At 36.4% G+C, this 25,753-nt stretch carries 19 protein-coding genes, 2 tRNA genes and 2 pseudogenes; 7 read left to right on the top strand and 16 right to left on the bottom strand.

What is annotated here, in order from left to right:
• Positions 1 to 13: 13 nt before the first annotated feature.
• Entirely contained in the window at positions 14 to 832 is an 819-nt protein-coding gene (locus tag KBP50_RS07105) for a cytochrome C assembly family protein (protein WP_050353217.1), read from the bottom strand.
• Positions 833 to 848: 16 nt separating this feature from the next.
• Complete coding sequence (gene hemA, locus KBP50_RS07100; RefSeq protein ID WP_050353218.1) at positions 849 to 2,219, bottom strand: glutamyl-tRNA reductase; 1,371 nt, start codon at positions 2,217 to 2,219, stop codon at positions 849 to 851.
• A gap of 356 nt (positions 2,220 to 2,575) precedes the next feature.
• Between hemA and KBP50_RS07095 the strand changes: the two genes are divergently transcribed.
• Complete coding sequence (locus tag KBP50_RS07095) at positions 2,576 to 3,067, top strand: LiaI-LiaF-like domain-containing protein (RefSeq protein WP_050353219.1); 492 nt, start codon at positions 2,576 to 2,578, stop codon at positions 3,065 to 3,067.
• Between the two features lie 220 nt (positions 3,068 to 3,287).
• Here the strand turns inward: KBP50_RS07095 and yihA are convergent, their stop codons facing one another.
• The 5 genes from yihA to KBP50_RS07070 form a co-directional block, all read right to left on the bottom strand.
• Positions 3,288 to 3,875 carry a ribosome biogenesis GTP-binding protein YihA/YsxC gene (yihA, locus tag KBP50_RS07090; RefSeq protein WP_050353220.1) on the bottom strand — a complete coding sequence of 196 codons (588 nt, stop codon included), beginning with the start codon at positions 3,873 to 3,875 and terminating at the stop codon, positions 3,288 to 3,290.
• Positions 3,856 to 6,192: an endopeptidase La gene (gene lon, locus KBP50_RS07085; RefSeq protein WP_050353221.1), complete on the bottom strand. Its 2,337-nt coding sequence runs from the start codon at positions 6,190 to 6,192 to the stop codon at positions 3,856 to 3,858. The genes yihA and lon overlap by 20 nt, the downstream gene beginning before the upstream one ends.
• A gap of 1,023 nt (positions 6,193 to 7,215) precedes the next feature.
• The gene (gene clpX, locus KBP50_RS07080) at positions 7,216 to 8,493 is read right to left on the bottom strand and encodes an ATP-dependent protease ATP-binding subunit ClpX (RefSeq protein ID WP_050353222.1); all 1,278 of its coding nucleotides are present in this window, start codon (positions 8,491 to 8,493) and stop codon (positions 7,216 to 7,218) included.
• 939 nt (positions 8,494 to 9,432) lie between these two features.
• The gene (gene tig / locus KBP50_RS07075; RefSeq protein ID WP_050353223.1) at positions 9,433 to 10,719 is read right to left on the bottom strand and encodes a trigger factor; all 1,287 of its coding nucleotides are present in this window, start codon (positions 10,717 to 10,719) and stop codon (positions 9,433 to 9,435) included.
• 126 nt (positions 10,720 to 10,845) lie between these two features.
• Complete coding sequence (locus KBP50_RS07070; protein ID WP_232231295.1) at positions 10,846 to 11,823, bottom strand: tetratricopeptide repeat protein; 978 nt, start codon at positions 11,821 to 11,823, stop codon at positions 10,846 to 10,848.
• Between the two features lie 286 nt (positions 11,824 to 12,109).
• On the opposite strand from KBP50_RS07070, the gene KBP50_RS07065 reads away from it, so the two are divergent.
• On the top strand, positions 12,110 to 12,727 hold the full coding sequence (locus KBP50_RS07065) for an HD domain-containing protein (protein ID WP_050353561.1): 618 nt from the start codon (positions 12,110 to 12,112) through the stop codon (positions 12,725 to 12,727).
• 520 nt (positions 12,728 to 13,247) lie between these two features.
• Here the strand turns inward: KBP50_RS07065 and KBP50_RS07060 are convergent.
• From KBP50_RS07060 to KBP50_RS07045, 4 genes are all read right to left on the bottom strand, one after another.
• On the bottom strand, positions 13,248 to 14,489 hold the full coding sequence (locus tag KBP50_RS07060) for an NAD(P)H-dependent oxidoreductase (protein ID WP_050353225.1): 1,242 nt from the start codon (positions 14,487 to 14,489) through the stop codon (positions 13,248 to 13,250).
• A 16-nt stretch (positions 14,490 to 14,505) separates the two neighbouring features.
• Positions 14,506 to 15,114, bottom strand: a complete 609-nt coding sequence (locus KBP50_RS07055; RefSeq protein ID WP_050353226.1) for an NADPH-dependent FMN reductase — start codon at positions 15,112 to 15,114, stop codon at positions 14,506 to 14,508.
• A gap of 66 nt (positions 15,115 to 15,180) precedes the next feature.
• The gene (locus KBP50_RS07050; RefSeq protein WP_050353227.1) at positions 15,181 to 16,119 is read right to left on the bottom strand and encodes an FAD:protein FMN transferase; all 939 of its coding nucleotides are present in this window, start codon (positions 16,117 to 16,119) and stop codon (positions 15,181 to 15,183) included.
• A gap of 47 nt (positions 16,120 to 16,166) precedes the next feature.
• Entirely contained in the window at positions 16,167 to 17,054 is an 888-nt protein-coding gene (locus KBP50_RS07045; protein WP_050353228.1) for a helix-turn-helix domain-containing protein, read from the bottom strand.
• A gap of 1,347 nt (positions 17,055 to 18,401) precedes the next feature.
• On the opposite strand from KBP50_RS07045, the gene KBP50_RS07040 reads away from it, so the two are divergent.
• From KBP50_RS07040 to KBP50_RS07025, 4 genes are all read left to right on the top strand, one after another.
• A complete protein-coding gene (locus KBP50_RS07040) occupies positions 18,402 to 19,781 on the top strand; it encodes an amidase (protein WP_236691436.1) in 1,380 nt (459 codons plus the stop codon).
• A gap of 13 nt (positions 19,782 to 19,794) precedes the next feature.
• On the top strand, positions 19,795 to 20,646 hold the full coding sequence (locus KBP50_RS07035; RefSeq protein WP_050353229.1) for a methyl-accepting chemotaxis protein: 852 nt from the start codon (positions 19,795 to 19,797) through the stop codon (positions 20,644 to 20,646).
• 310 nt (positions 20,647 to 20,956) lie between these two features.
• Positions 20,957 to 21,030: transfer RNA gene (locus KBP50_RS07030), tRNA-Gly, on the top strand.
• A gap of 10 nt (positions 21,031 to 21,040) precedes the next feature.
• Positions 21,041 to 21,114, top strand: a tRNA-Arg gene (locus KBP50_RS07025).
• 268 nt (positions 21,115 to 21,382) lie between these two features.
• Here the strand turns inward: KBP50_RS07025 and KBP50_RS07020 are convergent.
• Complete coding sequence (locus tag KBP50_RS07020; protein ID WP_050353230.1) at positions 21,383 to 21,691, bottom strand: hypothetical protein; 309 nt, start codon at positions 21,689 to 21,691, stop codon at positions 21,383 to 21,385.
• A gap of 215 nt (positions 21,692 to 21,906) precedes the next feature.
• A pseudogene (locus KBP50_RS07015) lies at positions 21,907 to 22,100 on the bottom strand (DUF6366 family protein).
• 526 nt (positions 22,101 to 22,626) lie between these two features.
• Between KBP50_RS07015 and KBP50_RS07010 the strand changes: the two are divergent.
• Positions 22,627 to 22,930: pseudogene (locus KBP50_RS07010) on the top strand (TniB family NTP-binding protein); the annotation flags it as partial.
• Between the two features lie 8 nt (positions 22,931 to 22,938).
• Here KBP50_RS07010 and KBP50_RS07005 read toward each other — a convergent pair.
• From KBP50_RS07005 to KBP50_RS06995, 3 genes are read right to left on the bottom strand one after another with little or no spacing between them, the layout of a single operon-like run.
• On the bottom strand, positions 22,939 to 23,097 hold the full coding sequence (locus KBP50_RS07005) for a hypothetical protein (protein WP_210967631.1): 159 nt from the start codon (positions 23,095 to 23,097) through the stop codon (positions 22,939 to 22,941).
• Positions 23,098 to 23,116: 19 nt separating this feature from the next.
• Positions 23,117 to 23,425: an IS200/IS605 family transposase gene (tnpA, locus tag KBP50_RS07000; RefSeq protein WP_050353231.1), complete on the bottom strand. Its 309-nt coding sequence runs from the start codon at positions 23,423 to 23,425 to the stop codon at positions 23,117 to 23,119.
• 38 nt (positions 23,426 to 23,463) lie between these two features.
• Entirely contained in the window at positions 23,464 to 25,008 is a 1,545-nt protein-coding gene (locus KBP50_RS06995) for a DUF2334 domain-containing protein (protein ID WP_169770808.1), read from the bottom strand.
• Between the last annotated feature and the right edge of the window lie 745 nt (positions 25,009 to 25,753).

Raw genomic sequence — 25,753 nt, 5'->3', positions numbered from 1 at the left:
TTCCCCCCTACAGTTAAAAATGAAATTTCGATAACGTACTAAATAAAAAGAAATTAATGAGTAACAATAAAAACGCGACTGTATTATACATAGCAATGGCCCTGCCCCTATATCGTTTTAATAATCGGATTACTAAATAAATGATATAAACAGCCAATACAAAGAAAGAACCAATCGTTTTTAAGTCCACCCAGTAAAACAGAGCACCAGATACATAGGCCCAAACAATTCCTAGAATAATCGCGATTAACAATAACGGAACACCTATGGTTACTGTTTTAAAAGCATAGTTGTCTAGTTGATTTAAATCCGCAAATCGCCACATCCATTTTAAGCCTTTTTTTCGTTTTATTAATTGATATTGAATTAAATACATGACGGATAATAAAAATGAGAGCGTAAAAAAACCATAAGATATAAGTGCGATAGTAACATGAGCGATTACGATTTCGTGAACAAATTGTACCGCATGTGCTTGCCAATTCCTTTTCGCATCAGATAGCAAATACAATAATAAAATGAAAAAACTAAAGACGTTCGTAAAAAACACTATAAAGTTAACTGGAAATAGCTTGTTCGCAAGCAATGAAATCGATACTAAAACCCACGAATAGAAAAACAGACTATCATTTAAACTTACAACTGGAAAACTCTTTACAAAAAATACTTCATAGAATAAAAAAACGGTTTGAATGATCCAAACCAAACTAAGCAACCAGAAGGCGATGCGATTTACCCTCCGGTTGTCTTGAACAAAATCAATAAAGTATCCCATCAAGCTTAACCCATAAATCATTAATATGAATTCATAAAGCCATTTCAATTCTACCATATGTGAAATCCTCTCATTATATGGTCGGCATCTTATTTAAAAGCGGAAAGGATACTTGCTTATTTTTCATGACCTTATTTGTATCATTTTTTTTTGCTTGTTTATCTAGTTCTTCCTGGACTTCTTCATGGATACCGAAAATGTCTATAAACAACTGAAGTGATTCACTCGAACGATCCCCTACCGCCATTTCTTTAGCTTGTGTAATTGGCTCTTTTAATAATTGGTTGATAATGCTTTTTGTATGTTTATTAATGACCTTTTTTTCTCTTTCTGTCAGGTCAGGCATTTTTCTTTGAATACTTTTCACCGTTTCAGCTTGAATAGAAAGTGCTTTTTGTCGTAAAGCTGAAATAACAGGCACGACACCTAATGTTTTCAACCATTCTTTAAATGCAACCATTTCTGCTTCAAACATCAGTTCAATTTGTCCCGCTGCTTCTTTTCTCGCTTCTAAATTCTCATCAACGATATGCTGTAGATCATCAATATCATACAAGAAGATATTATCTAATTCACTTACAGTCGGATCAATGTCTCGTGGAACCGCAATATCTACTAAGAACAAAGGATTTCCCTTCCGCCCTTTTTGCACCTTCTCCATCAATTGTTTAGTCAGAACAACGGATGAAGACCCTGTCGAAGTAAGTAAAATATCCGCATTTTGCAACACAGTTGATAACCGATCCATTGTCTCTGCTCGTGCAGCAAATTTCGCAGCCAATGCCTCCGCATTTTCCATGGTACGGTTCACAACCGTAATTTCAGTAGCGCCAGATCCTTGCAAATTCTTGACAGCGAGTTCACCCATTTTTCCCGCACCTAATATAACAACGTGTTTTTGCTTTAAGTCACCAAAGATTTTTCTTGCTAATTCTACAGCAGCATAGCTAACCGAAACAGCTTGTTTACCTATAGCTGTATCTTTCTGTACACGCTTACCAAAAGTAATAGCTTGTTTAAACAACTCATTAAAGACGGTTCCTGTCGTCCCCGTTTTTTGTGCAGTTAAAAATGCCTGCTTTACTTGTCCTAAAATTTGCGTTTCCCCTAATACCATCGAATCTAGCCCTGTCACAACACGAAATAAATGCTCCATTGCCCCATCATTTTCCGTAATTTGCAAAAAAGAAGAAAAGGTGGTTTTTTCCTCCTGAAACCAGTCAGCAAGAAATTGTTTAATATAGTATCGTCCCGTGTGTAACTGATCTACCACCGCATAAATTTCGGTACGATTACAAGTTGAAACAATCACATTTTCTAAAACACTTTTTTGTCCGTTCAAAGTCGCCATGGCTTCATGAACATTATGCTCTGAAAAGGCAAGCTTTTCCCTAATTTCTACAGGGGTTGTTTTATAATTAAAACCAACCTTTAAAATATGCACAACCATCTACCCCCAAATAAAGTGAAACTTCAATCATGAATACTTTTGAAAACAATGCACTTGAGCTAGTTATTAATCAGTGAAAAGACTCTTACTCTCATTGCACATCATCTACGACAGTAGGCTCTAATAACCTTAAAAACAAAAACTATCATTTAATAATGAATATAAAATAATATTATTGCTAATTTCTATTATAACATGTATATTTCGTTACAATTTAGCAAAATGTGAACATAATCTGAAACATTGTGCTAGCATATAACGTATAAGACGTTGTACGCAATACGTCTGTACTTTATCATAACAGCAGTAAAGAAGCAAGAATTCGAACTACAACGTCATGAGGTGATCACTTGAAAAAACAAAATACTCTCACAGCCTATTTACTTATTGGTATTGGTCTGTTTTTTTTACTTCAACAGTTAAATATCCCCATTTTTAATAACTTTTATTCGTGGCAAACGATAATTATTGTAATTGGACTTGTCCTTTTAATTCATAGCTATATTACAAAAAATTATCAGAATTTATTTAGTGGTACGATTTTACTCGGACTCGGCATTCATTTTTACGGGCTTGCCTATTATTCTTTCTGGATTGATCATTGGGCCATGTATGTATTAATTGTAGGTATTGCATTTATCGTTCGATTTTTTCAAACGAAAGAAGGGGTTATACCTGGATTATTGCTAATTGCTTTTTCTTTAATTATGATTTTCTCTGTTCAACTCCCAACCTGGTTTAACTGGATTTATTCCATTGTCGATTTGATGGAACGTTTCTGGCCCGTTCTATTGATTATTATTGGATTCTATTTGTTAAAAGGGCGTAAATCACATAAATAAGTTAAATAAGCTAACAAAGTTAAAGCGCTCCTCCGAAGAGAGCGCCTTGGTTAAAAGGTAAGAAAGTATACTAATCCTGGCTCTATTCTTTTCCGAGCCAGGATTAGTACCATTTTCTTAAGTTAAGTTTTTAACTTCCGCTTCTAGCTCACCGTTTTCTCTCCTCCAGTTCGGTTCAGTATATACTGCTAACCAACCGCATGTGGCTTTTTCCTTTTCATTATAGAGCCATAAACTGTCGGAGAATAGCCCAAGCTTCTTCTTTACCTTCACCTGTTTCCGCAGAAAAGGGTAATAAATAGTCTCCTGCTTCTAATTGGAAAGCATCCCCTGTTCGTTTTACATGATGGGATCGTTTATTTTTAGATATTTTATCCAATTTAGTAGCCACAATTATAACCGGTAGCTCATAATACTTTAAAAAATCATACATTTGCAAATCATCGCTTGTAGGCTCGTGACGAATGTCTGTAATTAAAAGAACAGCTTGGAGAGAACTGCGTTTTCCAAAGTACTCCTCCATCATTCTTCCCCACTTTTGCCTTTCCTTCTTAGACACTTTTGCATAACCATAGCCTGGGACATCGACAAAATAAAACGCATCATTCATACGATAAAAATTTAGCGTTTGTGTTTTTCCTGGTTTTGAAGAAGTTCGTGCTAAATTTTTTCGGTTAATTAGCGTATTAATAAAGGAAGATTTTCCGACATTCGATCGGCCCGCTAAGGCTATTTCGGGTAATCGATCATTTGGGTATTGTTTTTCACTAACCGCACTTATAACTATTTCAGCTTTTGTTACTTTCATCTTGCTCCCCCACTAACGCATGTTGTAATACTTGGTCTAAATGGCGAACGGTTATAAATGTTAAATCCTTCCGAACGCTTTCTGGAATCGATTCAATATCTTTTTTATTATCTTCCGGAATGATGACAGTGGAAATGCCAGCACGGTGAGCACTTAATGTTTTTTCTTTAAGCCCTCCAATCGGAAGAACACGTCCTCGCAATGTTATTTCTCCTGTCATTGCTACTTCTTTTCTTACGGCTCGTCCCGTTAAAGAAGAAACCAAGGCTGTAGCCATCGTTATACCGGCAGATGGGCCATCCTTTGGTGTTGCTCCTTCAGGTACGTGAATATGAATATCACAATTTTCATAAAATGATGGATCGATATTCAATTCGGTAGCACGGGAACGAATATAACTAAAAGCAGCTTGGGCAGATTCCTGCATGACGTCACCTAGTTTTCCTGTGAGCGTTAATTTTCCCTTTCCAGGGTAATGGGAAACTTCAATAGCAAGCGTATCGCCTCCTACAGCTGTATAAGCAAGCCCAGTGGCTGTACCTACTTGATGTTCCTTTTCCACCAAGCCATATCGGTATAATGGTTTCCCGAGCAACTCCTCTAGAATGTTTTCTGTGATAACTATACGTTTTTTCTTTCCAGACACAACGAGCTTGGCAGCTTTTCGGCATAAAGCAGCTAATTGCCTTTCCAAATTACGAACCCCTGCTTCTCTTGTGTACAACCGAATCAGCTTTTGCAGCGCGTTATCACGCATTTGTAATTGACCTTTTGTTAATCCATTCTCTTTTAACTGCTTAGGCAATAAATGACGCTTGGCAATATGTTGTTTTTCAATTTCCGTGTAACCAGCAATTGAAATAACTTCCATCCGATCAAGTAAAGGAGCAGGAATATTATTGATGTAGTTCGCAGTAGCAATAAACAAAACATTGGAAAGATCATACGTTTCTTCAATAAAATGATCACTAAATTGCCGATTCTGCTCCGGGTCAAGTACTTCCAGTAAAGCAGAGGATGGATCACCGCGAAAATCATGAGCCATCTTATCAATTTCATCTAGCAAAAACACCGGATTGATCGTCTTCGCTTTTTTCATTCCTTGAATAATTCGGCCTGGCATTGCACCAATATAGGTTCGTCTATGCCCTCGAATTTCAGCTTCATCACGAATGCCACCTAAGGAAATTCGGATAAAATTCCGGTTAACCGCATGGGCAATGGATTTCGCTAATGATGTTTTGCCAACTCCAGGCGGACCTGCTAAACAGAGTATTGGTCCTTTAATGGAAGAAGTGAGCTTTTGTACTGCTAAGTACTCTAAAATACGCTCCTTCACTTTTTCCAATCCATAATGCTCCCTGTTCAATATTTTCTCCGCTTGGTTGATGTCTATCCGATCTGCTGTTTTCTCTTCCCAAGGTAACGCTAACAGCCATTCTATATAATTCCGAATCACAGAGCTTTCTGCAGAGCTTTGCGGTACTTTTTCATAGCGGTCTAATTCTTTAAGTGCCACTGTTTGAATACGTCCAGGCATGGTAGAATCATTTATCTGTTCCCTTAAATCATCCACCTCTCCCATTTTACCATCTTTTTCTCCTAGCTCTTTTTGAATTGCCTTTAATTGCTCACGTAGATAATACTCTTTTTGCGTCTTTTCCATCGAAGTTTTTACACGTTGACCAATCTTTTTTTCTAAATCAAGCACTTTTTGTTCGTTTGATATGTATTGAATCAAAAGTTGTAACCGATCCTTAATCGCCTGTGTTTCCAATAATGCTTGCTTTTCTTTTATTTTTAAAGATAAATGGGAAGTAATGATATCAGCCAATCTACCAGGTTCATCGATATCAGCCACAGTCGCAAACGTCTCATGTGTAATTTTTTGAGAAAGACTCGTATATTTTTCGAACTGCGTTAATAATGAACGCATAAGTGCTTCTTGCTCATATAGATCTGATTCGATATCAGGTAGTTTGTTCACTTCCACTATAAAATCTTGCTCTTGCTCTACATATCGTAAAATTTCAGCTCGATATAATCCTTCAACCAGTACGCGCATGGTGCCATTTGGAAGTTTTATCATTTGCTTAACCACCGAAACGGTTCCAATAGAATAAATATCCTTTGGCTCCGGTTCTTTTAAACGCGTTCTTTTTTGTGCCGCTAAAAATATGTATTGATTTTCCATCATTGCTTTCTCTATAGCGGAAATGGATTTTTCTCTTCCTACATCTAGATGTAAAACCATAGAAGGAAACACAAGTAATCCACGTAACGGCAGGAGGGGGAGTTGTATTTTATCATTAGTCATCATATGTACCTCCATATATAGGTAGTGGTGTATGTATACATTCTTAAATTCTATATAAAAGCATGCAGTTTGTAAATGAATTTATCCAGGCTGCTCAAAAAGTGAGCTAAAATGGTTTAAGGATAATCTTAGTTAGCTTGTTTACTACTTTTTCAACAGTTAGTTATTTAAGTATATTACCTTAAACTGATCGCTGAGCTTTATTCCCATTTTTAAAACATACGCTTATAAACTTTATACATATCCATTAGTATTGCAGTAGTTGAAGAAACATATGCAACAAAAAGCTATTCTTATCAAGTGAATCTTCAATCAGTGGGGGTTTTTTCATCCTCCACTGATTTTGTCAGTACTGCGAACCAAAGGCGCAAGCGCCCGTTTAGCAACATAGCGAATGGAACGAATCAACTGAGATAAAGAAATCACGGTGAGGTAACGAACCGATGATGACTTATCGTAGGGCGATTTCGTGAAGTCGCCTAGTTGCTGGGCGATGGAGCCGGACGTGGCTATTCGGTTATTTTGGTATCCCCAAGCACCTCATTTTATACTTTGTATGAAAAAAACGCTATTTACCATTATATAACTTATTTATTTTAGGTAGTATTTCAAGAATCTAAACATTATAAAGCAAAATTTTTCATCATAGATGGTGGCTTGCGCTCTTGGCGAGCCATGCTGGTTTCTTATCTTTTAAAATACGCATGGCCCTTGAGGAATTAGGAATTTAAGTGCTGTTATCACCCTAGTTAGTCGTTTCATTTCATCTAGTTCGTGATCCGCGCGAAGTGAAGGGTTCACAGCACTTTCCATTCGGGATAAAAAGAGACTGACCTGTTACATAGTGTAATTAAGTCAGTCTCTTTTACCTATTCAGGTTTTAATTGGTAGAGCAAATATCGATACGATTATGTTTTGTTCGTAGATTTTTCAACCATCTAAACCTTCTCGTACGAATAATTCAATACTGTCCAGCAATCAAATTTGATATTTTATTGTTGAAGGACAATTCGAACAGCTATTTTAAGCACTTTCTTTCGGGTGTTTTTTGGCACCTTCCGTTACCGTTCCATCCCGATACACTAGCTTAGGAACGCCTTCTTCTACCACTGTTTTTTTGGTAATAATACACTTTTCAATATCATCTCTGGACGGAAGTTCAAACATGACATCAAGCGTTATACCTTCAATAATAGAACGTAGACCCCTTGCTCCTGTTTTACGTTCTATTGCTTTGGCAGCAATTTCTTTTAAGGCTGCCTCTTCAAATTCCAATTCTATGTTGTCTAACTCGAATAACTTTTGATACTGCTTCACAAGAGCGTTTTTCGGCTTCGTCAAAATTTCGATTAGCGCTTCTTCATCCAATGGAGTTAAACTTCCAATAACTGGAATTCTGCCGATAAATTCCGGAATAAGCCCATAGCGCAACAGGTCTTCTGGTAATACTTTTGCTAACAGTTCACCCATTTCCATGTCCTGTTGTTTTTCATTAGCACCAAATCCAATTACTTTTTTACCGAGACGACGTTTGATAACCTGATCAATTCCATCAAATGCACCACCGACGATAAACAGGATATTGGTTGTATCGATTTGAATAAATTCTTGATGCGGATGCTTTCTTCCACCTTGAGGCGGAACACTTGCTACGGTACCTTCCAAAATTTTAAGCAAAGCTTGTTGCACACCTTCGCCCGAGACATCTCTCGTAATGGACGGGTTTTCCGATTTACGTGCCACTTTATCTATTTCATCAATGTAAATGATACCTTTTTCTGCTTTTTCCACATCATAATCTGCTGCTTGAATCAACTTCAGCAAAATGTTTTCTACATCTTCTCCAACATAGCCGGCTTCTGTAAGGGAAGTTGCATCAGCCATCGCAAATGGTACATTAATAATCCGTGCCAAAGTTTGTGCTAATAATGTTTTTCCACTTCCAGTCGGACCAATCATCGCGATATTACTTTTTGATAATTCTACGTCGTCAGAAGAAGTTTTTGTGGTATTAATTCGTTTATAATGATTATATACAGCCACAGACAAGTTCTTCTTTGCCTTTTCTTGCCCAATCACATAATCATCTAATATATCACATATTTCACGTGGCTTCGGAATTTCTTTCAGTTCCGTTTCCTCTTCTGTTCCAAGCTCTTCCTCAACAATTTCCGTACATAATTCTATACATTCATCACATATATAAACGCCAGGTCCGGCGACTAACTTCCGAACTTGATCTTGGCCTTTACCACAGAACGAACATTTTAATTGTCCTTTTTCCTCATTGAATTTAAACATCTTTATTTTCACCCCTAAAAGTTAAATCTCTTTCCTTTACACTTGCTCATTTAGGTTTCAACTTATAGTCATCATATCAGATCAAAATTAAAACACAAAACGATACACCTTTCTTTGTGCCTTATTCATCCATAATTGCCCAAGTCGACATATTTTCGATCATACACACTAGCATACCCATTGTTCGTCCGATTCATGTCAAATGTACAAAATTCTCCGATTACAAGTTAAAAACAGGGCACTTAGCAGCCAACAATTTATACTTTACTTGCCATGTTTGCATACAGTACTACAATAAGCGCTAACTGTTAGAAGTATAAACGAGGCTAGGGCGTAAGCATTTTTATCAAATTAAAATCCGAACTACCGAGACACGGTGGACGCTATATATAACCCACTCTGGAAATATACTGGCTGTTGAACCTCTTTGTGCTAACGCAATTGTAGGTCCAAACATACCCTTCTACTGCTTTGATCTACATTTATTTCCGAAGCCATGAGTGCATCAATCACCTTTAGAGTAAATAGTTCAGTTATGTCCCTGCCTTATTCATATACAATAAGTTAGAACCTATATTTAAGTATATTATGATGGACTCTGTGTATTACTTTATAAGAGAATTACCAAAAAGTCGAATAAAAAGGATATATCGATTGGATGATGATTTTGCAGGAATCCTTTATTCCAAAGCCCCTCCGTATATCAAAAGTAACGATAGCTATGCAGGCAAACCAACACTAAAAAACATGGTACAAATACAAAAGCATCTGTTAAATCGCATCGATATTTAAAGCAGGACATCCATTTTGCCCAATCCTTTTTATCCTCTTTTTGAAAGCGAACGATAGGTAATTATATGGAAAAACAAGGTGTGAAAACATCACACCTTGTTTGCATCTTTTCCTGTTCCACATCTGTTTATACGTTTTTAAAATGAATTAAACGGCTTTACTTTGTTCAACAAGGAAATCAATAGCTTTACGCTTTTTCAAATCGTTTTTTAATGCCTCAGCATTACCACCAAGCATTTGTCTGATTTGTTCTTTTTCAGCACCATACATTTCTGCCATCTTATCAAGCTCTGCTTCTACATCTTCATCAGATGCTTCCAATTCCTCTGTTTCAGCAATTGCATCTAGTGTAAGGTTTGTTTTTACACGCTTTTCAGCATCTTCGCGCATTTGCTCTTTTAAGCCATCTTTATCTTGCCCAGAGAATTGAGTGTACATTTCTAATGTCATTCCTTGCATTTGTAGACGTTGTTCAAATTCTTGAACCATTTGGTCAAGCTCTGTTTCTACCATTGCATCAGGAATATCGATTTCCGTGTTCTCACTTGCTTTTTCAATTAATGTTTCACGTTTCTTATTATCTGCATCTTGTTTCTTTTGCTCTAAGAGCTGCTCTTTTTTCTTTGCTTTTAATTCTTCAAGCGTTTCTACTTCATCGTCTAAATCTTTAGCAAACTCGTCATCAAGCTCAGGGAGTTCTTTAAACTTCACTTCATGAATAGTCACTTTAAAGGTTGCTTCTTTCCCTGCAAGGTCCTCTGCGTGATAATCCTCGGGGAAAGTTACGTTTACTTCTACTTCTTCCCCAGGCTTTTTGCCGATAAGCTGCTCTTCAAATCCTGGAATAAATTGTCCAGAGCCGATTTCTAAAGAATGATTTTCAGCTTTTCCACCTTCAAATGCTTCTCCATCTACAAATCCTTCAAAATCAATAACAGCAGTATCGCCTTCTTCAATTTCACCATCTTCTTTAACAACCAATTCAGCGTGATGTTCACGTTGATGCTCTAAGTCATGCATTACGTCCTCATCTGTGACCTCTACTGTTTCCTCTTCTACTTCCAAGCCTTTATATTCACCGAGTTTAACCTCTGGCTTTACCGTTACTTTAGCGGTAAACACTAAAGGCTCACCTTTGCCAATCGATTCAATATCAATATCCGGTTGATCAACTGGCTCAATTTCAGCTTCATCGACAGCTTGCATATATGCAGTCGGCAACACAATGTCAACAGCATCCTGATAAAGTGCTTCTACACCAAAACGCTTTTCGAACAATCCGCGGGGTATTTTCCCTTTACGAAAGCCTGGAATTTGTACATCTTTTGCGACTTTCTTAAATGCCTGGTCTAACGCTTTATCAAATTCCTCTGCACTTACTTCAAATGTAAGTACACCTTCATTTCCTTCTTGTTTTTCCCACTTTACTGACATATATTTCCCTCCAAAATCTATTGTGTCCTTCATTTTTCAAACATTCACTTATTATTAAAAGAGCGAGATTTACAACCATTTCATTATAACATAATTGCTTCTCCTTTCAAGCATTTCGTCATATTTCTAGTTTTCCTCAATGATACTAGAATACAAGGCTTCACACCGTTCAATGTCTTCTATGTAATGATCCACATTCATTAAGTTTCTATCCACATCCAGTTGTATATTTAAATAATTTGCACCAATTGCTTTCAGTGCTAAGGCGATGTTTTCAGCTTCATCTTTTAACGGAAGTATCGGATACCTAACATACATATAATGATATAAGAGTTTCTCCAGCAATCCATATAACGTTGGGTTTTTCTGTTCCATTTCGTTAATGATGAGAAAAATTTGTTTCACTAACGTATGATCCCGGAAGTCTTCCATATCGTTTGGGTTTATTTCTATATTTCTTCCCCACTTGCTAACCTCTATCGAGTTATTATAGTTTATCTCCTGTAACCAAATTAAAATAGCTGTTTTTACAACTGGATGGATCTCTTCCTTTACTAATAGATGAACCATATTACGACTAGGTTCACTTTTCATGCGGCGTAATTTTTCAATCATCTGCCACTGTTTTTGATAGTCTCCAGCAGCAATGGCGTTATTCAATTCTTCCACATATGCCGTACTATGTTCAATCACCATATCTGCTTTTAATTTATTGCTCATTTCATATAGTTGTTGAAATTGCCCTTTTAAAACTTCCGGTACTTCATGTTCTTTAAACTCTTCTTCCACCTGTTGCATTAATGTATCGTATTGATTTGTTTGAAATAAAATGGTTAAATAAATATGTAAATAGTGATAATAGTGATTACCTTGATGTTGAAGCACATCCTCGCATATTTCCTGAGCTTCCTGATGTCGGCCTAACTCAATTAAACAAATTAACTTCCCACTTACAATTTCATAGCTGTTGATTTGATAACTTAATAATTCATCCAACTTATCCAATGCTTCAGCAAACCTTTTTTCTTTTAAGGCCATTAAACTTTCTTCTTCCAGTGCAGTTCTCCACTTTGGAAACAAAATAACGTTTTCGCGTTGCTTCATCATTTCCCTCCTTTCCATGTTCATTTAGATCGGTGTTCAAAAAGGAGGCAGCGACAGATCGATAATTCGAGAGGCCTTAAAAATAAAAATGCATTACATGTGATGCTAGAGTTGTAAGAAGCACTTTTAACCAACTTTTTGAACAACTACTTTAACTATAACATACTAAACATTCTTTCCCGGAGCAATGAATTTTGAAACCTTTTCCTTAAAAGGTTCTTCTATTTTTATTATTGCAACGATAGAAGATATTTTATTTATTACTATATACATAGAGGTGAAAATCATGCAGGATAAATTAAAACGTATTTACCAAATTATTAGACTGGGAGAAAATCTTAAAACGGAGCTACGACACAGCTGGTTATCCAACGGTAGAAGGGAAAGCGTTGCAGAACACACATGGCGCATGACGTTAATGGCTGTTTTACTGCAACCATATTTAAAAACAAATCTGGACATGGACAAATTATTAAAAATGGTCATTATTCATGATCTGGTAGAAGCAGAAGCACGAGATATTCCTGTCTTTGAAATTATGAATGATGTAGCAGCCATGAAGCAGAAACAAGCTAATGAATTGCGAGCAATGAGCAACATCAAAAACATCTTACCTGAAGAACTAGGGGAAGATTTGTATCGAATTTGGATTGAATTTGAGGCAAAAGAAACATACGAGGCAAAAGTTGCGAATGCATTGGATAAACTAGAAGTCCAAATACAACACAATGAAGCGGATATTAGTACATGGAAGCCAATTGAATACGAGTTGTGTTTGCTACTTGGAGAGCATACAGATTTTAGCTCTGTTTTAACCGAATTAAAAGCCATTATAGAACTAGAAGCAAAAGAAAAAATACAGCAATCCCAGAAGCAAACAATTAGTTTACAGAATAAAAAATAGAATTCACTATGATAATTGTTTACATAACAGCTATATAGCCAGCCGTTCCATTTGTAAAAAGTTATATGGAATGGCTTGCATCTTTTATTTTTTTTATCACGGTAGAACGTCTTTTTTCCAATTTTAAATTAAATTTATTATTTTTGCATTTTATAACTAGAACGTACTTACGTTATAAACTAAATCTCCAATTAGGGAGGGATTCTTTCATTCTTTACTGATGGTTTGATAGCAGAAGTGAGCATTTTACTTACAGTTAGCACCTCACTTATCCTCCTTGCCTTCACTTCACTAGAGACCAACTTCAGAGGGTGTCTTTTCGCTATTACACATAAACGTACCCTATTGGTAGGCTTTTTTAAAGTGTCTACTCTATAGGGTACATTTTATTTTTTTGAGAGGCTTTTCTCTATAAGATTCAAAAATAAATGAATGAATTATTGAGGAATCAGTCATTTTTCTTATGATTTAATTGACCTTGACTTACACAGATTAGCCTCCATTAAGTTTCTTGACTAGTTCATTTTTGGTGATTAACAGAGGTGCTAGAAACAGTATCTACATTTTTATAACCACCATCATTTGCTGTGGCGCCTGATACACCATCTACGTCGTGATTATCATTAGCAGAAGCACCAGAAACAGCATCTACATCGCCAACTAATTTTTGACCAGTTTGTTTTAAATACCAGTCGATAATTGGTTTAAAATCTAATATATACTCATTAATTCCAACATAGTTTCCCGCTTCATCATGCATCGCTTGATAATTATGAACCACATATTTATCAGGTCCGTGAGTTGGTACGTGAACACGAACGGCATCTGTGGCACCAGAACGTAATTGTTGAATCACCCATTCTACGTTTTTAAGGGATTTTGGTGGGTGGCAATTAGCTAATGGATTCCCTACTTGACCTGGTGTACGTGAAGCCAACATTTCTTCAGCAGGCAATGTATGGTTATAGTACAAGAATTGGTTATTGCTGTCTGCATAAGTTAATTCCATTGGCATAGAGGCTAGGAAATAATTCAATTGATCTACCGTTAAGATACCGCGATCTAATTTCACATACGTTTTACCTTCAACAGCGCCTACTATTTCAGCAGCTTTTTCTACCCAGTCTTCTGCCGCCATATCAACACCATCGATTGTAGTGTCAATTTTACCTGTAGCGTGTAAATCTTCTGGATCAGCTGGCTTCTTAGGACCTTCTAAGACTGCTACGACATTAACGAAGCGGACAAATTTTTGCAACGTGCTTTCTAAGAATTTTTGAGTTCCTTGATCTTTCAAGTTACCTTGTTCATCAAAGGCTTCTTTTACTTTTCCTAGTAAAAATTCATTTCCGGGCATAACAATCGCATTAACTCCTGGCGCATCCAAGATTTGTCGTAAGTGTAATTGCGCACGTGAAGAGCCTTGAGCGTAATATGAAGCTCCTACAATCATTACTGGTTTGTTTTCAAGTGGATGAATTTTAAATGATAACCACTCAATTAAACTTTTCAAGCCAGCTGGAATGGTATGGTTATGCTCAGGAGTGGCAATAATCACACCATCTGCGTGCATAATTTTATTATTAATGCGCTGTATAGCTGGACTATTCGTTTGATCATCACTTTGATTGAATAGTGGCAAATCTTTAATTTCAATGACTTCCATTTCAAATAAATGATTAAATTGTTTTGCGATATATTTTAATAAGATTCGGTTATATGATAGTTCTGCGTTAGATCCTACAATACCGACTAATTTCATATATGACACTCCCCTTTTAGATAGATTCCCATGAGAAATTTTCTGCTATTTCTCGATTAATTGAATGCGCATGGTTCAATTGATTAGTAATAGAAACAAAAGTTAAGAAATCATCGAATAATCCTTCAAGTGTCTCCACTTGTTGCTCATCTACTAAGTTTCCCGCTTCATCAAAAGCTTGCAGAGAATGATTTAACAAGAATTCTGAGCTAGGCATGATACGTGCTTTTAGTTCTGGCGCATCCAAAATTTGTCGTAAGTGAGCTTGAGCTCTTGAAGAACCTAGTGTTCCGTATGAAGCTCCTGTGATCATTACTGGCTTATCTACAAATGGGAAGACCCCGTACGACAACCAGTTTAAGACGTTCATTAATGATGCTGGTACAGCGTGGTCATACTCCGGTGTACTAATAATTACACCATCTGCCTCACTAATTTTGTCTGCTATTTCTTGAGCTGAAGCGGGTAATTTCTTATTCTCAGGCTTGTTGAACATTGGCACATCTCTAATTTCTACCAATTCAATCTGTGCTTTATCCGAAAAATGTTTTTTCATAAATTGCAGTAACTTACGATTAGTAGAATGGTCTGAGTTTGTCCCCACTAATCCAATAAATTTATTCATATTGGTTTCTTCCTTTCCTCTAAATATTATATATTTATCTGGAGTCAGTTAACCCCGGTTAATAACTCAGATTGCTTGTTTAACTATTTTGGCTTCCAAAGCTGCTGAACAAAATATTTCTTCTTTATTGGTCACAACCATACATTCCATTCCTTGAAGATCATTTACAATCTTGATAATTTCATCAGCAGTTTTTCCGAATAAACGCGTAGTCCAAATTTCTCCATCAACAGATTGATCAGAAATAATAGTTAAACTAACCACGTCTGTTGTCATAGGATAACCCGTTTGAGGATCAATAATATGATGATAAGTTTGCCCATCTTGAGTCAAGCTTCTTTCATATACTCCTGAAGTAACAACTGATTGATTGAAAATTTTTAAAACAGCTAAATAATCGTCGCGAGATTGTAAGGGATCTTGAATACCAATATGCCAATTACCATCTGGCTTAAGAGAGGGGCCCAAGACCACCAAGTTTCCACCTAAGTTAATTAACGCAGAAGTTACCTGAGCTTTTTTTAAAAAATCAATGATTAAATCTGCAATATATCCTTTGGCTAATGCGCCTAAATCGATTAACATCCCTGGTTCAGTTAGAAAAACAGAACACTCCTTGTCATGGAGTACGATTTTTTTAGGGTTTGTCCGCTCTAGCAACTCAGTAATTTCATTATTGTATGGCACTCTAGCATTTGAAAAACCAATACGCCAAGTTTGTACTAACGGACCGATAGCAATGTTTAAATGGCTTCCTTCAGCACAACTGTGTTCTTTTCCTATCTTAATAAGCTCGTACAGTTCTGGGTGTACAGTCACTGGTTGAATACCAGCATTTTTATTAACCTGCATCAACTCAGAACTAGGATCGTTAGCACTAAATCGATGCTCATATTCTTTTAAACGTGCTATTACTTTATCTAAAATTGCTTCAGCAAGTTCATGCTGAACAGATAAATCAATCACTGTCCCCATTAAGTGCACAACTCTTCTTTTTAGCTCCAATCTCAGTCACCTCTTTTCTAACACTCTTCTTCATATTAGCTATTACACTAAATATAAAAGCTGCTTACTCTTCCCTGATTTAAGACTTCTTTTTCCATATCGGATAAAAGTTTAAGCCCTACATGGTTTTTATTAATCTTGGCATAAGCTCGAGCGTCATAGATGAGTTCTAATATAACGTGCTGAGGCTTATTTTGAGTAATAGCATTTTTAGCTAATTGAATGGCTGCCCGCGCTAAGTAATAAGTCACGTGATTATCTGAGCAAATTGAAACAGCGTACTCTAACAAGGCATTACTAGCATCAAATTCATCCATTTCGGCATAAAACACACCACATTGAAAAACGATATTTAATACCCGCCAAGTATCTTCTATCTCTTTAGTAGGATAAGTATAAATTCTTTCGAGAACCTTATTAAAATAAAACTCTGCCTTTTCCTGATCTTTTTCCCGTGAAAATACCATGCCGATTCCGGTATATGCTAACAGACGAAAAATTTCAGAATCTTTTACTTCTTCTTCGAGTAAAATCTGATCAAAATTAAACAAAATATCCGTTATCTCAGCATCTTGAAAAATCATCACAAAGCCTTTTAGATAGTAGTAACGCAAAGCTAAAAGAGGTTCCTCTATCTTACAAACAGATATAGTTTCTAGCAACGCTTGAGACTGCCCATATTCACTAGTGATGAGAAAAAATTCCGCCTTATTCATTTTTTCAATGATTTCCGTATATTTCACTCCAACTTTTGGAAAGAGTTCCCCCATTGGTAAACCTAAACGATTACATAATTTGATGAGAATCTTTAAATTAGGTACGTGACCATTATTTTCAAAACGACTCAAAGTGGCTTGAGTGCATATCCCATCAGCTAATTCTATTTGAGATAACCCTTTTTCTTTGCGTGCTTCAATAAATCTTTCGATATTCATTGCTATCCCTCCAGCAAGCTGAAATCCCCTTTATGCTATCCAGCGATAATTACTGAAAAACAACACTAACTATAACTAATTCTGAAATCAATCCTAGTTCGCTTTCATACAACCAAATCTACCTAGTTTTGAATAGTAACAGCCATTCTTGTCAATTACATATTTATTCCGTTTTGAAATTAAAATCCGCCATTTAAGTTACTAATTTCTTTTATATTGTCGAACAATTTGCTCAACATTTCACAATTAAATAATACCGCAATTATTAAAATATGTCAATTTAAATATATAAAAATATATATATTTTATATATAATAGATAGCTGTCCAAATGTTTTTGTGATTAACGCATGGTAATCACTCTGCAATAACGTTTTTTTGAGTTTTTCCATTTTAGTACCATATTTAAACCACTTAGGTTTCTCTTCTTGTAATAGTTAAGACTTCCTTTAATGCACTAACAAATTAAAGAACAAAGGCGCGGGAAGCCCGTTTAGCAACGTAGTGAATGGAACAAATCAACGAAAGATAAAGTGAACCTTCCATCAGCGGGGTTTTCTTCATCCCCGCTGATGGTTAGTGGAACGAATCGGGGATTTAGGGGCTGTTACCTCCCGCTTCAGCTCACATCTTCCATTCTTGAAGTGGGAGCCTACAACGCCTTTTTACGGGATAAAGGAATCATGCATGCCACTAAAAACAGGGGTATGCCGACGCCTGAGCGGCAAGCCCGTTTTTAGTCGGCCTTCCTCTTAGGGACGAACCAATGAGGGCTCTTATCGTAGGGCGCATTTCTAAAGTCGCATCGTTGCTGGGCTCATGCGCCGGACGTGACTAGTCGGTTATATCGTTATCCTCAAGCACATCATTTTATTGTTTCCTATACAATTAAAAAAATGCCAACCAAATACCGATACTAATAAAGTGAAACTTCATTCAGTAAGAGTTTTCCACCACTTTCTACTGCTTGTTCGCCTGAGCGAATCGAAAAATTTAGGTGTTGCTATCTCCCGCCTAGGTTTCTTTGTATCACCTACTACTTTTGAAATAAAAGTCTTATGACATTGTACATTTGGAAGAAAGCGAAACTTCATAGTGGAAGATTTCTACAAGCTATGCATAATTAAAGGTCGCTATTTTCCATTCCTGCTGCACATAATTCTAAAATGGGAGGAATCATTTAACTTGCGTGCTGATAAGAAAAACTTAAATAAATAACCCTTCTACTTGTGAAACGAAAAATAATTTTTATCAGCAACGCCGTTCATTTTATTACAATTTTATATACCAAAGAAGGGAGAATTATGTTACAAAATAATTTCCTGTCAACACCAAAGGAGGCTCAACAATGGAAAAAGTAATGTCCATCACCAAACTTATAGATGGTTATAAGAAAAAAGAATTTTCACCTGTAGAAATTACCAAACAGTATCTTAAAAGAATGGATGATATAGATCATAAACTTCACGCTTTTATTACAATTACTTATGAAACTGCATTGGCACAAGCCAAAAACGCAGAAGATAACTATTTAAAGGGAAAACAATTAAGCGCACTTCAAGGGGTCCCTTTATCATATAAAGATTTAATTAACACGAATGGAGTTCGTACAACAAGTGGCTCTAAAATAAAGCACAGCTATATACCGAATTCAGATGCATATGTTGTTCAAAAACTAACGCAGGCAGGGGCAATCAATCTCGGTAAAACCAATTTACACGAATTCGCTTTTGGTATTACGTCGACAAATCCTTTTTATGGTGCAGTTAAAAACCCTTGGAATCCAGACAATATCCCGGGGGGATCAAGTGGTGGATCAGGAGCTGCAGTATGTGCAAACCTAGGACTTGCTTCGATCGGAACAGATACAGGAGGATCTATTCGCATACCAGCTTCTGCCTGTGGTGTTATTGGATTAAAACCTACTAAAGGCATGGTAGATACTACAGGAGTGCAAGGAATTTCTTGGACTTTAGATCATGTGGGACCGATCACTCAAAATATAGGTGACCTCGCAATTATAATGAATGGTTTGACAGACAGATTATACCAAGAACATTGCCATACACAAATTTCAGGCATGCGAATAGGCGTGCCTCGTCATTATTTTACTTATCATATAGAACCGGATATTCTGCTTGCCTATCAAAACGCACTTCGGCAGTTAGAAAGCCTCGGTGCCATACTCATGGAAATAGACATCTCGTCTGTTCAAACAGCGAGTGAACAAGTATTCCCTATTGCGCTAGCAGAGGGGGCATCGATACATGAAAATCACCTTCGTTTTAAACTAAATGATTTTGGTGAAGATGTAAGAGCTCATTTAGAGGCTGGAAAATCGATTACTGCAATGGATTATATTAAAGCACTAAACTGGCGTAAGAAAGCTATTTCCGAAGTTGATCAAGCCCTAACGGAGGTTGACATTATTGCAACGCCAACTTTACCTGTTAGCCCTAAACAGATTGGAGTGGAGCATGTTGAAATAGATGATTTACAAGAAGACATCTTTACTTCAATGACGAGGTATACGCGTTTATTTAGCTTAACTGGACATCCAGCATTATCTATACCAATGGGATTAGATACACAAGGAATGCCAATGGGTCTTCAACTTGCCAGTAAATATTACTATGAACCACTTTTAATCCGATCTGGTTACGCTTTTGAACAAAGCTATTTAACTGACTTTTATGAGCAACGACAACGAATTTCCCAAAATCTATAACTGGAGTGAAAAAATGGAAACGCAAGTAGAAATTAATTCAGACGTTTTACGTAAATTAGTCGATATTATGCCAATAATGAAAGAACTTTTGCAAAATGAAAATATCCTCATCGGTGTAGTTGATTTAGAAAAGTATTTATATTACGCTCCCGGAAAAACACTTGATGCACAAATAAACATTGGGGACCCCTTTTATGACCATGACTTATTTGGCCAAGTGATTAATAATCGCAAGCGAACAATTATTAAAACCCCTCCAGAATACGGCGAACCATTTAAAGGAGTTGGCGTCCCTATATTTGATCACGGTGATATGGTTGGCTGTGTAGGAATTGGTATTAGCTTAGATCAAGAGTATGAATTTCTTGATATTGTCCATTCATTAGAAGAGCTTGCTGATCATGTACAAGGAAAAGCGCATACTATGTTATCCCAAACAGAGGAGTTATCAGCAACCGTTCAAGAATTAGCTGCTCAGGCAGAAAATGTCGAACAAAGTTCAGGAGAAATAAACGAAGTAACAGTGTTTATCAATAAAGTTTCGGAGCAATCTAACTTGCTCGGCTTGAATGCGGCAATCGAAGCAGCAAGAGCCGGTGAACATGGACGGACTTTTTCTGTTGTAGCGAAAGAAATTCGTAAAATGGCTACTGATTCTTCCAGTGCAACAGAAAAGATAAGCTCTGTATTAGACGATATTATGCAAAACATAGAACAAACAACAGAACAATTAACGGATATTGCTCAAGCAGTTCAAAGCCAGGGGAGTGAAGCAGAAGCATTTTCGCAGATGACCGAAGAATTAAATGAAATGACGAATAAATTAAAAAGCCGTGTTGAAATTTTAACAAATGAACTGAACTAAGCTTTAAATTTAGAACAGTGAAGAAAGAGAACACACTTCTCTTTCTTCACATTACCAGATCAACATACACTTAAGAAAAATAGATGCCGTACCTCCCTTTTAAATTGGATAGAAGACTATAACAGTCAAGGTGAGCTTACCTATTTCTGAATATAAGGATAATCGATAAAGAACACCAATTAATTTTTCACTTTTATCAAAATAACAAAATCATACAAATAGCAAAATAAGCATTGACTTTTTGGTTATTAATTTATATAATGAATCTTGTCGTTAAAAAAATATCTTTTAAATATAGCTTACATAATTTGCGGGTGTAGTTTAATGGTAAAACCTCAGCCTTCCAAGCTGATGACGAGGGTTCGATTCCCTTCACCCGCTCCATATATGTCTTGTCCCAGTAGCTCAGCTGGATAGAGCAACAGCCTTCTAAGCTGTGGGTCGCAGGTTCGAATCCTGCCTGGGACGTACTTAACACTATAAACCCCGTCATATCAACGGTTAAGGCTTCGGACAATCATCCGAAACACATCCGATTGAATGACGGGGTTTCTGTATGTTGAGCGGAAACCGTGGGACGTACAGGCAAGAGATCGTCGAACCTCCTGGACTAACTAAAAAGGAGGAATTTACGGAGTGAATCGTAAATTTATTGGAACTAGAAAGCGAGCAACTACCGGGAAATTAGACGAGTATGCCGCAGCCTCGCAAGGACAGTCTAACGATTGAACAAGCATTAACTAGAGTTAGTAAAAGGAGTAATAATACCGTTAGGGGATTCAATTGGTACAAAAACATCATATCCAACAACTGTTGAATCTCCAATAGTATTAAGCGAATTAATTCTAATGTTGTTTTCTTGTGCTTCTGCTGGATCAATAACAGAGTTTTCTCCAGTTTCATTATTCGTAACTGTAATTTTAACTGGTTGTTTTTCTAGTAAATTTAAATCTGATGCTTTCCCACTTGCATGAACCGTAGTCGATACTAGTAATCCAAAAAGAAAAAGAGTGAAAAGGGATGTGGGAAATTTCTGAAAACACATAATTTAACCATCTTTCTATTATTTAGGACAATAGTAACTTAACTGAAATATTAAGTAAAGGTTTATTTAATATTTTCACAATTAACTATATTTGAACAGAATATACAGAAAGAGGACATCCTATAAATGCTTAAAAAGAAAAGTCCGAACTATAATTCAAAGTTAGAATTTGAATTATAGTTCGGATTTAGAAAAGAGTGTTATGCTTAACTTTCTCATTTAAAGAAGAGTAATGCGACTATAATACCTATTAAAATAACAAAAATGAGTATTCCAGTACCTTTCCAACCTAAACCGCCAACTAAGAGTCAGCGAGGCCTTCACCATGAATACTACTAGAAGGATTCTTTAATTCTTCTTGTCTTAATCTCTCTCTTCTTTCCTCTGGTGTTTGTTTATCATTACTCATTATCACACCTCATTTTATTTTATTCATTTCTATAGTTGGCAAGAAAGTTATAAGAGCTTGGCCATTTTGTCTATTTACCGAAAAGAAAAGTTCTATTTTAATTAATTTCCCAAATTATATCATACTTTAAATGAAATTACAGGGCGTAAATAAAATTTAAGTTCAAGGTTTATATAACGTAAAATTTATAACAGTTGGTGTGGTGTTTCCTATATTATCAATTTTATTATAGCTATTTGCTTTTTTTACCTAATCATATACCTCCTCATTAGCGACGAACGATTAAAATTCTTAATTTTTTGCTTTTATCGTAAATATATCTAGAATTTTTTCCTAATCCTAACTTGAAATGTTGTTTCATAATTCCGTAGGTTTATTTCGTTTCTTCTCTTTCATCGCAATAATGGCTCCTTTTTATCCAACCTGAAGGTCTGTTTCTCCATTTAAAACACATTTTAACAAAATAACGATTTTGTTAATACTAGCACTTTTATGTAAAACATCCGATATTCTATATTCTGTTAATGAGAAACGATTGGTTCGATATCCTCAACTCTACTCTAGAATTGGATTTGCTCATGTGTTTGATAAACTGAGTAAAGATGAACCCACCATATTCTAGAGTATAAATGGGAAGAGTTAGGACTATCTATAAAACTCGAGGGTTTTTCACGAAGCAATAACCAGTATTATTAAGATAACTGGAGGGAACTTTAGACTAATACAAAGGCTCTTTACCCAGATCGAAAAAATACTTGAAATTAATAATCTTGAAACCATAACAACAGAGGTTTGTTGGGGCTGCACGAGACAGTTTGGTAATCGGAATCAATAAAAGCTATCTTACTAATAAAGAGATAGCTTTTAATGATAATTTATACTGCAAAATAACACTTAAACGACCACCAGCTAAAGCAGGAGGATTTGGACATAAATGTCGGCGACTAAAGTCGCTTTTCAGGCTGAAGTCCTGCTCAAAGACCTTAAGCTGAAGCATATCCAAAATAGGACTGAACTCACTCTTCAATTTTGAATATTTCATCTTTGTTTTCATTTAATTGATTGGCTATATAATTTCTTATTGTCTCTTCCGTTACTGTTCCAACTGTGGCGCAAAAGTACCCTCTTGCCCACAAATGCCGTCCCCAATATCTTTTCTTTAGTTCTGGAAATTCATCCTGTAATAATCTTGATGACCTTCCTTTTAGATATTGCATAATTTTACTTGGGGCTTTGCCAACACTACCTTGTAGGATGATTATCCCTCTCGCTTCACAACCTTGCCTAATCAATTCTCTTGCTCTTACTGCTATATGTCCTGGCAATACCTTATATCTATACTGGCATCCGCCCGCCTAGATTTCTAGAAAGAACCTTGCTTTTTACTGTTCCTTCGTTTCACAATAAAGATGGTCACCAATATCATGACACAAAGCGTGACGGGAATTGCCCAAATTCCAACTTCTTTTACTATTAAGTTCCGTTCATAGTCACTAGCTATAAAAGGCTTATCGACTTTAATATGACCGTTGCCAGACTCAATGTGAATGTCATTCATTTGGACAACATTATTTTCTTCCTTTAAATCGAGCCATGAAGCATTAGCCACTTTTTCAAGGCTTTCCACGATTTCTTTCAATCCTTCGATACCTAAAAAAGGGTGATAGAATGCGGAAAAATAAGTCTTTGTCGACATTGAATACGAATCAATCTTATCTACCATTTGCTGTAAGGATTCCTCATTCCCTCGTTCTATGTACCCTAATGTTTCAGGATATAAAGTCATTCCGTGTAAAAAATTCGGACGGGTTTTGTACGGTGGAGAAAAAGATCCTTTCCAGGTAAGGTCGGTTAATTGCACTTGCCCAACATAAGCACTAAAATACTTCGATAAAACTTCATAACCTTGCTGTGACATCGTATAATGCGGAGCTTCGAACGCAAGAGGATAAAGCTTATGTGCTACCAATTCTTGCACACCATTCATAATCGCATCTTCTATATATGCCCTTTCATATTCCCTCGCTTCATGTAAATAAGCTTCATATTCTTCTGTTGAGTCGAAATCCTGTTTTAACTTAACAGCGCTATGACGAGACTGATAAATGGGCCTATCGTTATCCACATCCCAAAATTCAAATCCTTCCCCAGTTTCTGTTTTTCTATATTGGTGTTTATATCCATGCATTACGATGCTTGCACCGTTTTTCTGCATATATTGTAATGTTTTCACCAATTCAGGAGAGTCCGAAAGATGAACGGTTTCTGTTTCACTATAATAAACTGGGATAACAGCAATCATATAGGGAATATTTTTTCCTTTCAAAAAATCTGCTTGCTCTCTTAATTGTTTTACATTTGCTTTGGGATGCACATCTTCCAACCTTAAATATTTCACGATTTGCTTATCTAGTTGTTGAAAAAATCCGTTAAAAGATTCTGTTATTACCTCAGCAAAAGGACTATATAACGTTTCTCCAGCAAAATAATAATTGCCGTTGTCTGTAATAATGAATGGGGTTTTTTCATTGGTATGGTCATACCCGTTTGCCAACACAGAAGCAGGCTCATCAATTTCTACTGAATAAACAATTCGTTCATCCGGTAATTTTTGTTTAAAAGCGTGATGAATAAATTCAATTTGATTAATTAACACTTCTCCATTTACTTTTTGTAAAGGGAGTTTATCGCCAAATCGTGCCGCATTATGGCCAATTGAATAAAAATTCCCGGTATAATCTATTATAGCGTTAACGACGGTATCAGGTAAATTTTTTTCCACTCCTCCAAAATAAATAACATGGGTAAACATATTTAATTGACCGTTTTTAAAAACTTTATCTTCTACCAATGTGATTTGGTCAGTGAATTGTCCGACTAGGGAATCCAATATTCGTATTTCTTTCATTTGCGCCTCGTCATTTATACTATATAAAATTAAAACGTTCGGCTGTTCCATGTTTTTAGCGTATATTAGATTAGGGGTGCTTACAAAAATGATAACTAAAAAACTTACGAATAATATTAATCTACGCACCAAAGCCAACTTCTTCCTTTTAATTTGATCTAGACAAAAAAACTCTATTCTGTACTGTACCATATAATACTTATGAGTTGTATCCTATACTTCCTGCCGTAAAAACCTTCTATAATCGCTCTAAGAACAAAGGCGGGGGAGGCCTGTTTAGCAAGTAGTGAATGGAACGAATCAACGAAAGATAAAGTGAACCTTCAATGTTTTCTTCATCCCCGCTGATTGTTAGTTGAACGAATCGGGATTTAGGTGCTGTTACCTCCCGCTTCGGCTTGTTTAGCTCACATCTTCCATTCTTGAAGTGGGAGTCTACAACGCCTTTTTACGGGATAAAAGAATCATGCATGCCACTAAAAACAGGGGTATGCCGGCGCCTGAGCGGCAAGCCCGTTTTTAGTCGGCCTTCCTCTTAGGGACGAACCAATGATGCCTTATCGGAAAGCGCATTTCTGAAGTCGCATCTGCTGGGCTCATGCGCCGGACGTAACTATTCGGTTATTTCGTTATCCCTAACCCTAAGCACATCATTTTATGCTTTCTTATCTAACAATAAAAACTCATCACATGGCGTGATGAGTCTGCCCCTCTATAAATTGAATCTTCCATTAGTGAGGGGGTT

This window comes from Virgibacillus pantothenticus (assembly GCF_018075365.1).
Lineage (GTDB): Bacteria > Bacillota > Bacilli > Bacillales > Amphibacillaceae > Virgibacillus > Virgibacillus pantothenticus.
This window is presented reverse-complemented; position numbering and strand designations above follow the sequence as displayed.

Excerpts from the sequence above, each read along its gene's own strand:
- KBP50_RS07105 (WP_050353217.1), bottom strand. The coding sequence starts at position 832 with ATGGTAGAATTGAAATGGCTTTATGAATTCATATTAATGATTTATGGG.
- yihA (WP_050353220.1), bottom strand. The coding sequence starts at position 3,875 with ATGAAAGTAACAAAAGCTGAAATAGTTATAAGTGCGGTTAGTGAAAAA.
- lon (WP_050353221.1), bottom strand. The coding sequence starts at position 6,192 with ATGACTAATGATAAAATACAACTCCCCCTCCTGCCGTTACGTGGATTA.
- clpX (WP_050353222.1), bottom strand. The coding sequence starts at position 8,493 with ATGTTTAAATTCAATGAGGAAAAAGGACAATTAAAATGTTCGTTCTGT.
- tig (WP_050353223.1), bottom strand. The coding sequence starts at position 10,719 with ATGTCAGTAAAGTGGGAAAAACAAGAAGGAAATGAAGGTGTACTTACA.
- KBP50_RS07070 (WP_232231295.1), bottom strand. The coding sequence starts at position 11,823 with ATGAAGCAACGCGAAAACGTTATTTTGTTTCCAAAGTGGAGAACTGCA.
- KBP50_RS07065 (WP_050353561.1), top strand. The coding sequence starts at position 12,110 with ATGCAGGATAAATTAAAACGTATTTACCAAATTATTAGACTGGGAGAA.
- KBP50_RS07060 (WP_050353225.1), bottom strand. The coding sequence starts at position 14,489 with ATGAAATTAGTCGGTATTGTAGGATCTAACGCAGAACTATCATATAAC.
- KBP50_RS07055 (WP_050353226.1), bottom strand. The coding sequence starts at position 15,114 with ATGAATAAATTTATTGGATTAGTGGGGACAAACTCAGACCATTCTACT.
- KBP50_RS07045 (WP_050353228.1), bottom strand. The coding sequence starts at position 17,054 with ATGAATATCGAAAGATTTATTGAAGCACGCAAAGAAAAAGGGTTATCT.
- KBP50_RS07040 (WP_236691436.1), top strand. The coding sequence starts at position 18,402 with ATGGAAAAAGTAATGTCCATCACCAAACTTATAGATGGTTATAAGAAA.
- KBP50_RS07035 (WP_050353229.1), top strand. The coding sequence starts at position 19,795 with ATGGAAACGCAAGTAGAAATTAATTCAGACGTTTTACGTAAATTAGTC.
- KBP50_RS07020 (WP_050353230.1), bottom strand. The coding sequence starts at position 21,691 with ATGTGTTTTCAGAAATTTCCCACATCCCTTTTCACTCTTTTTCTTTTT.
- KBP50_RS07005 (WP_210967631.1), bottom strand. The coding sequence starts at position 23,097 with ATGCTTCAGCTTAAGGTCTTTGAGCAGGACTTCAGCCTGAAAAGCGAC.
- KBP50_RS06995 (WP_169770808.1), bottom strand. The coding sequence starts at position 25,008 with ATGAAAGAAATACGAATATTGGATTCCCTAGTCGGACAATTCACTGAC.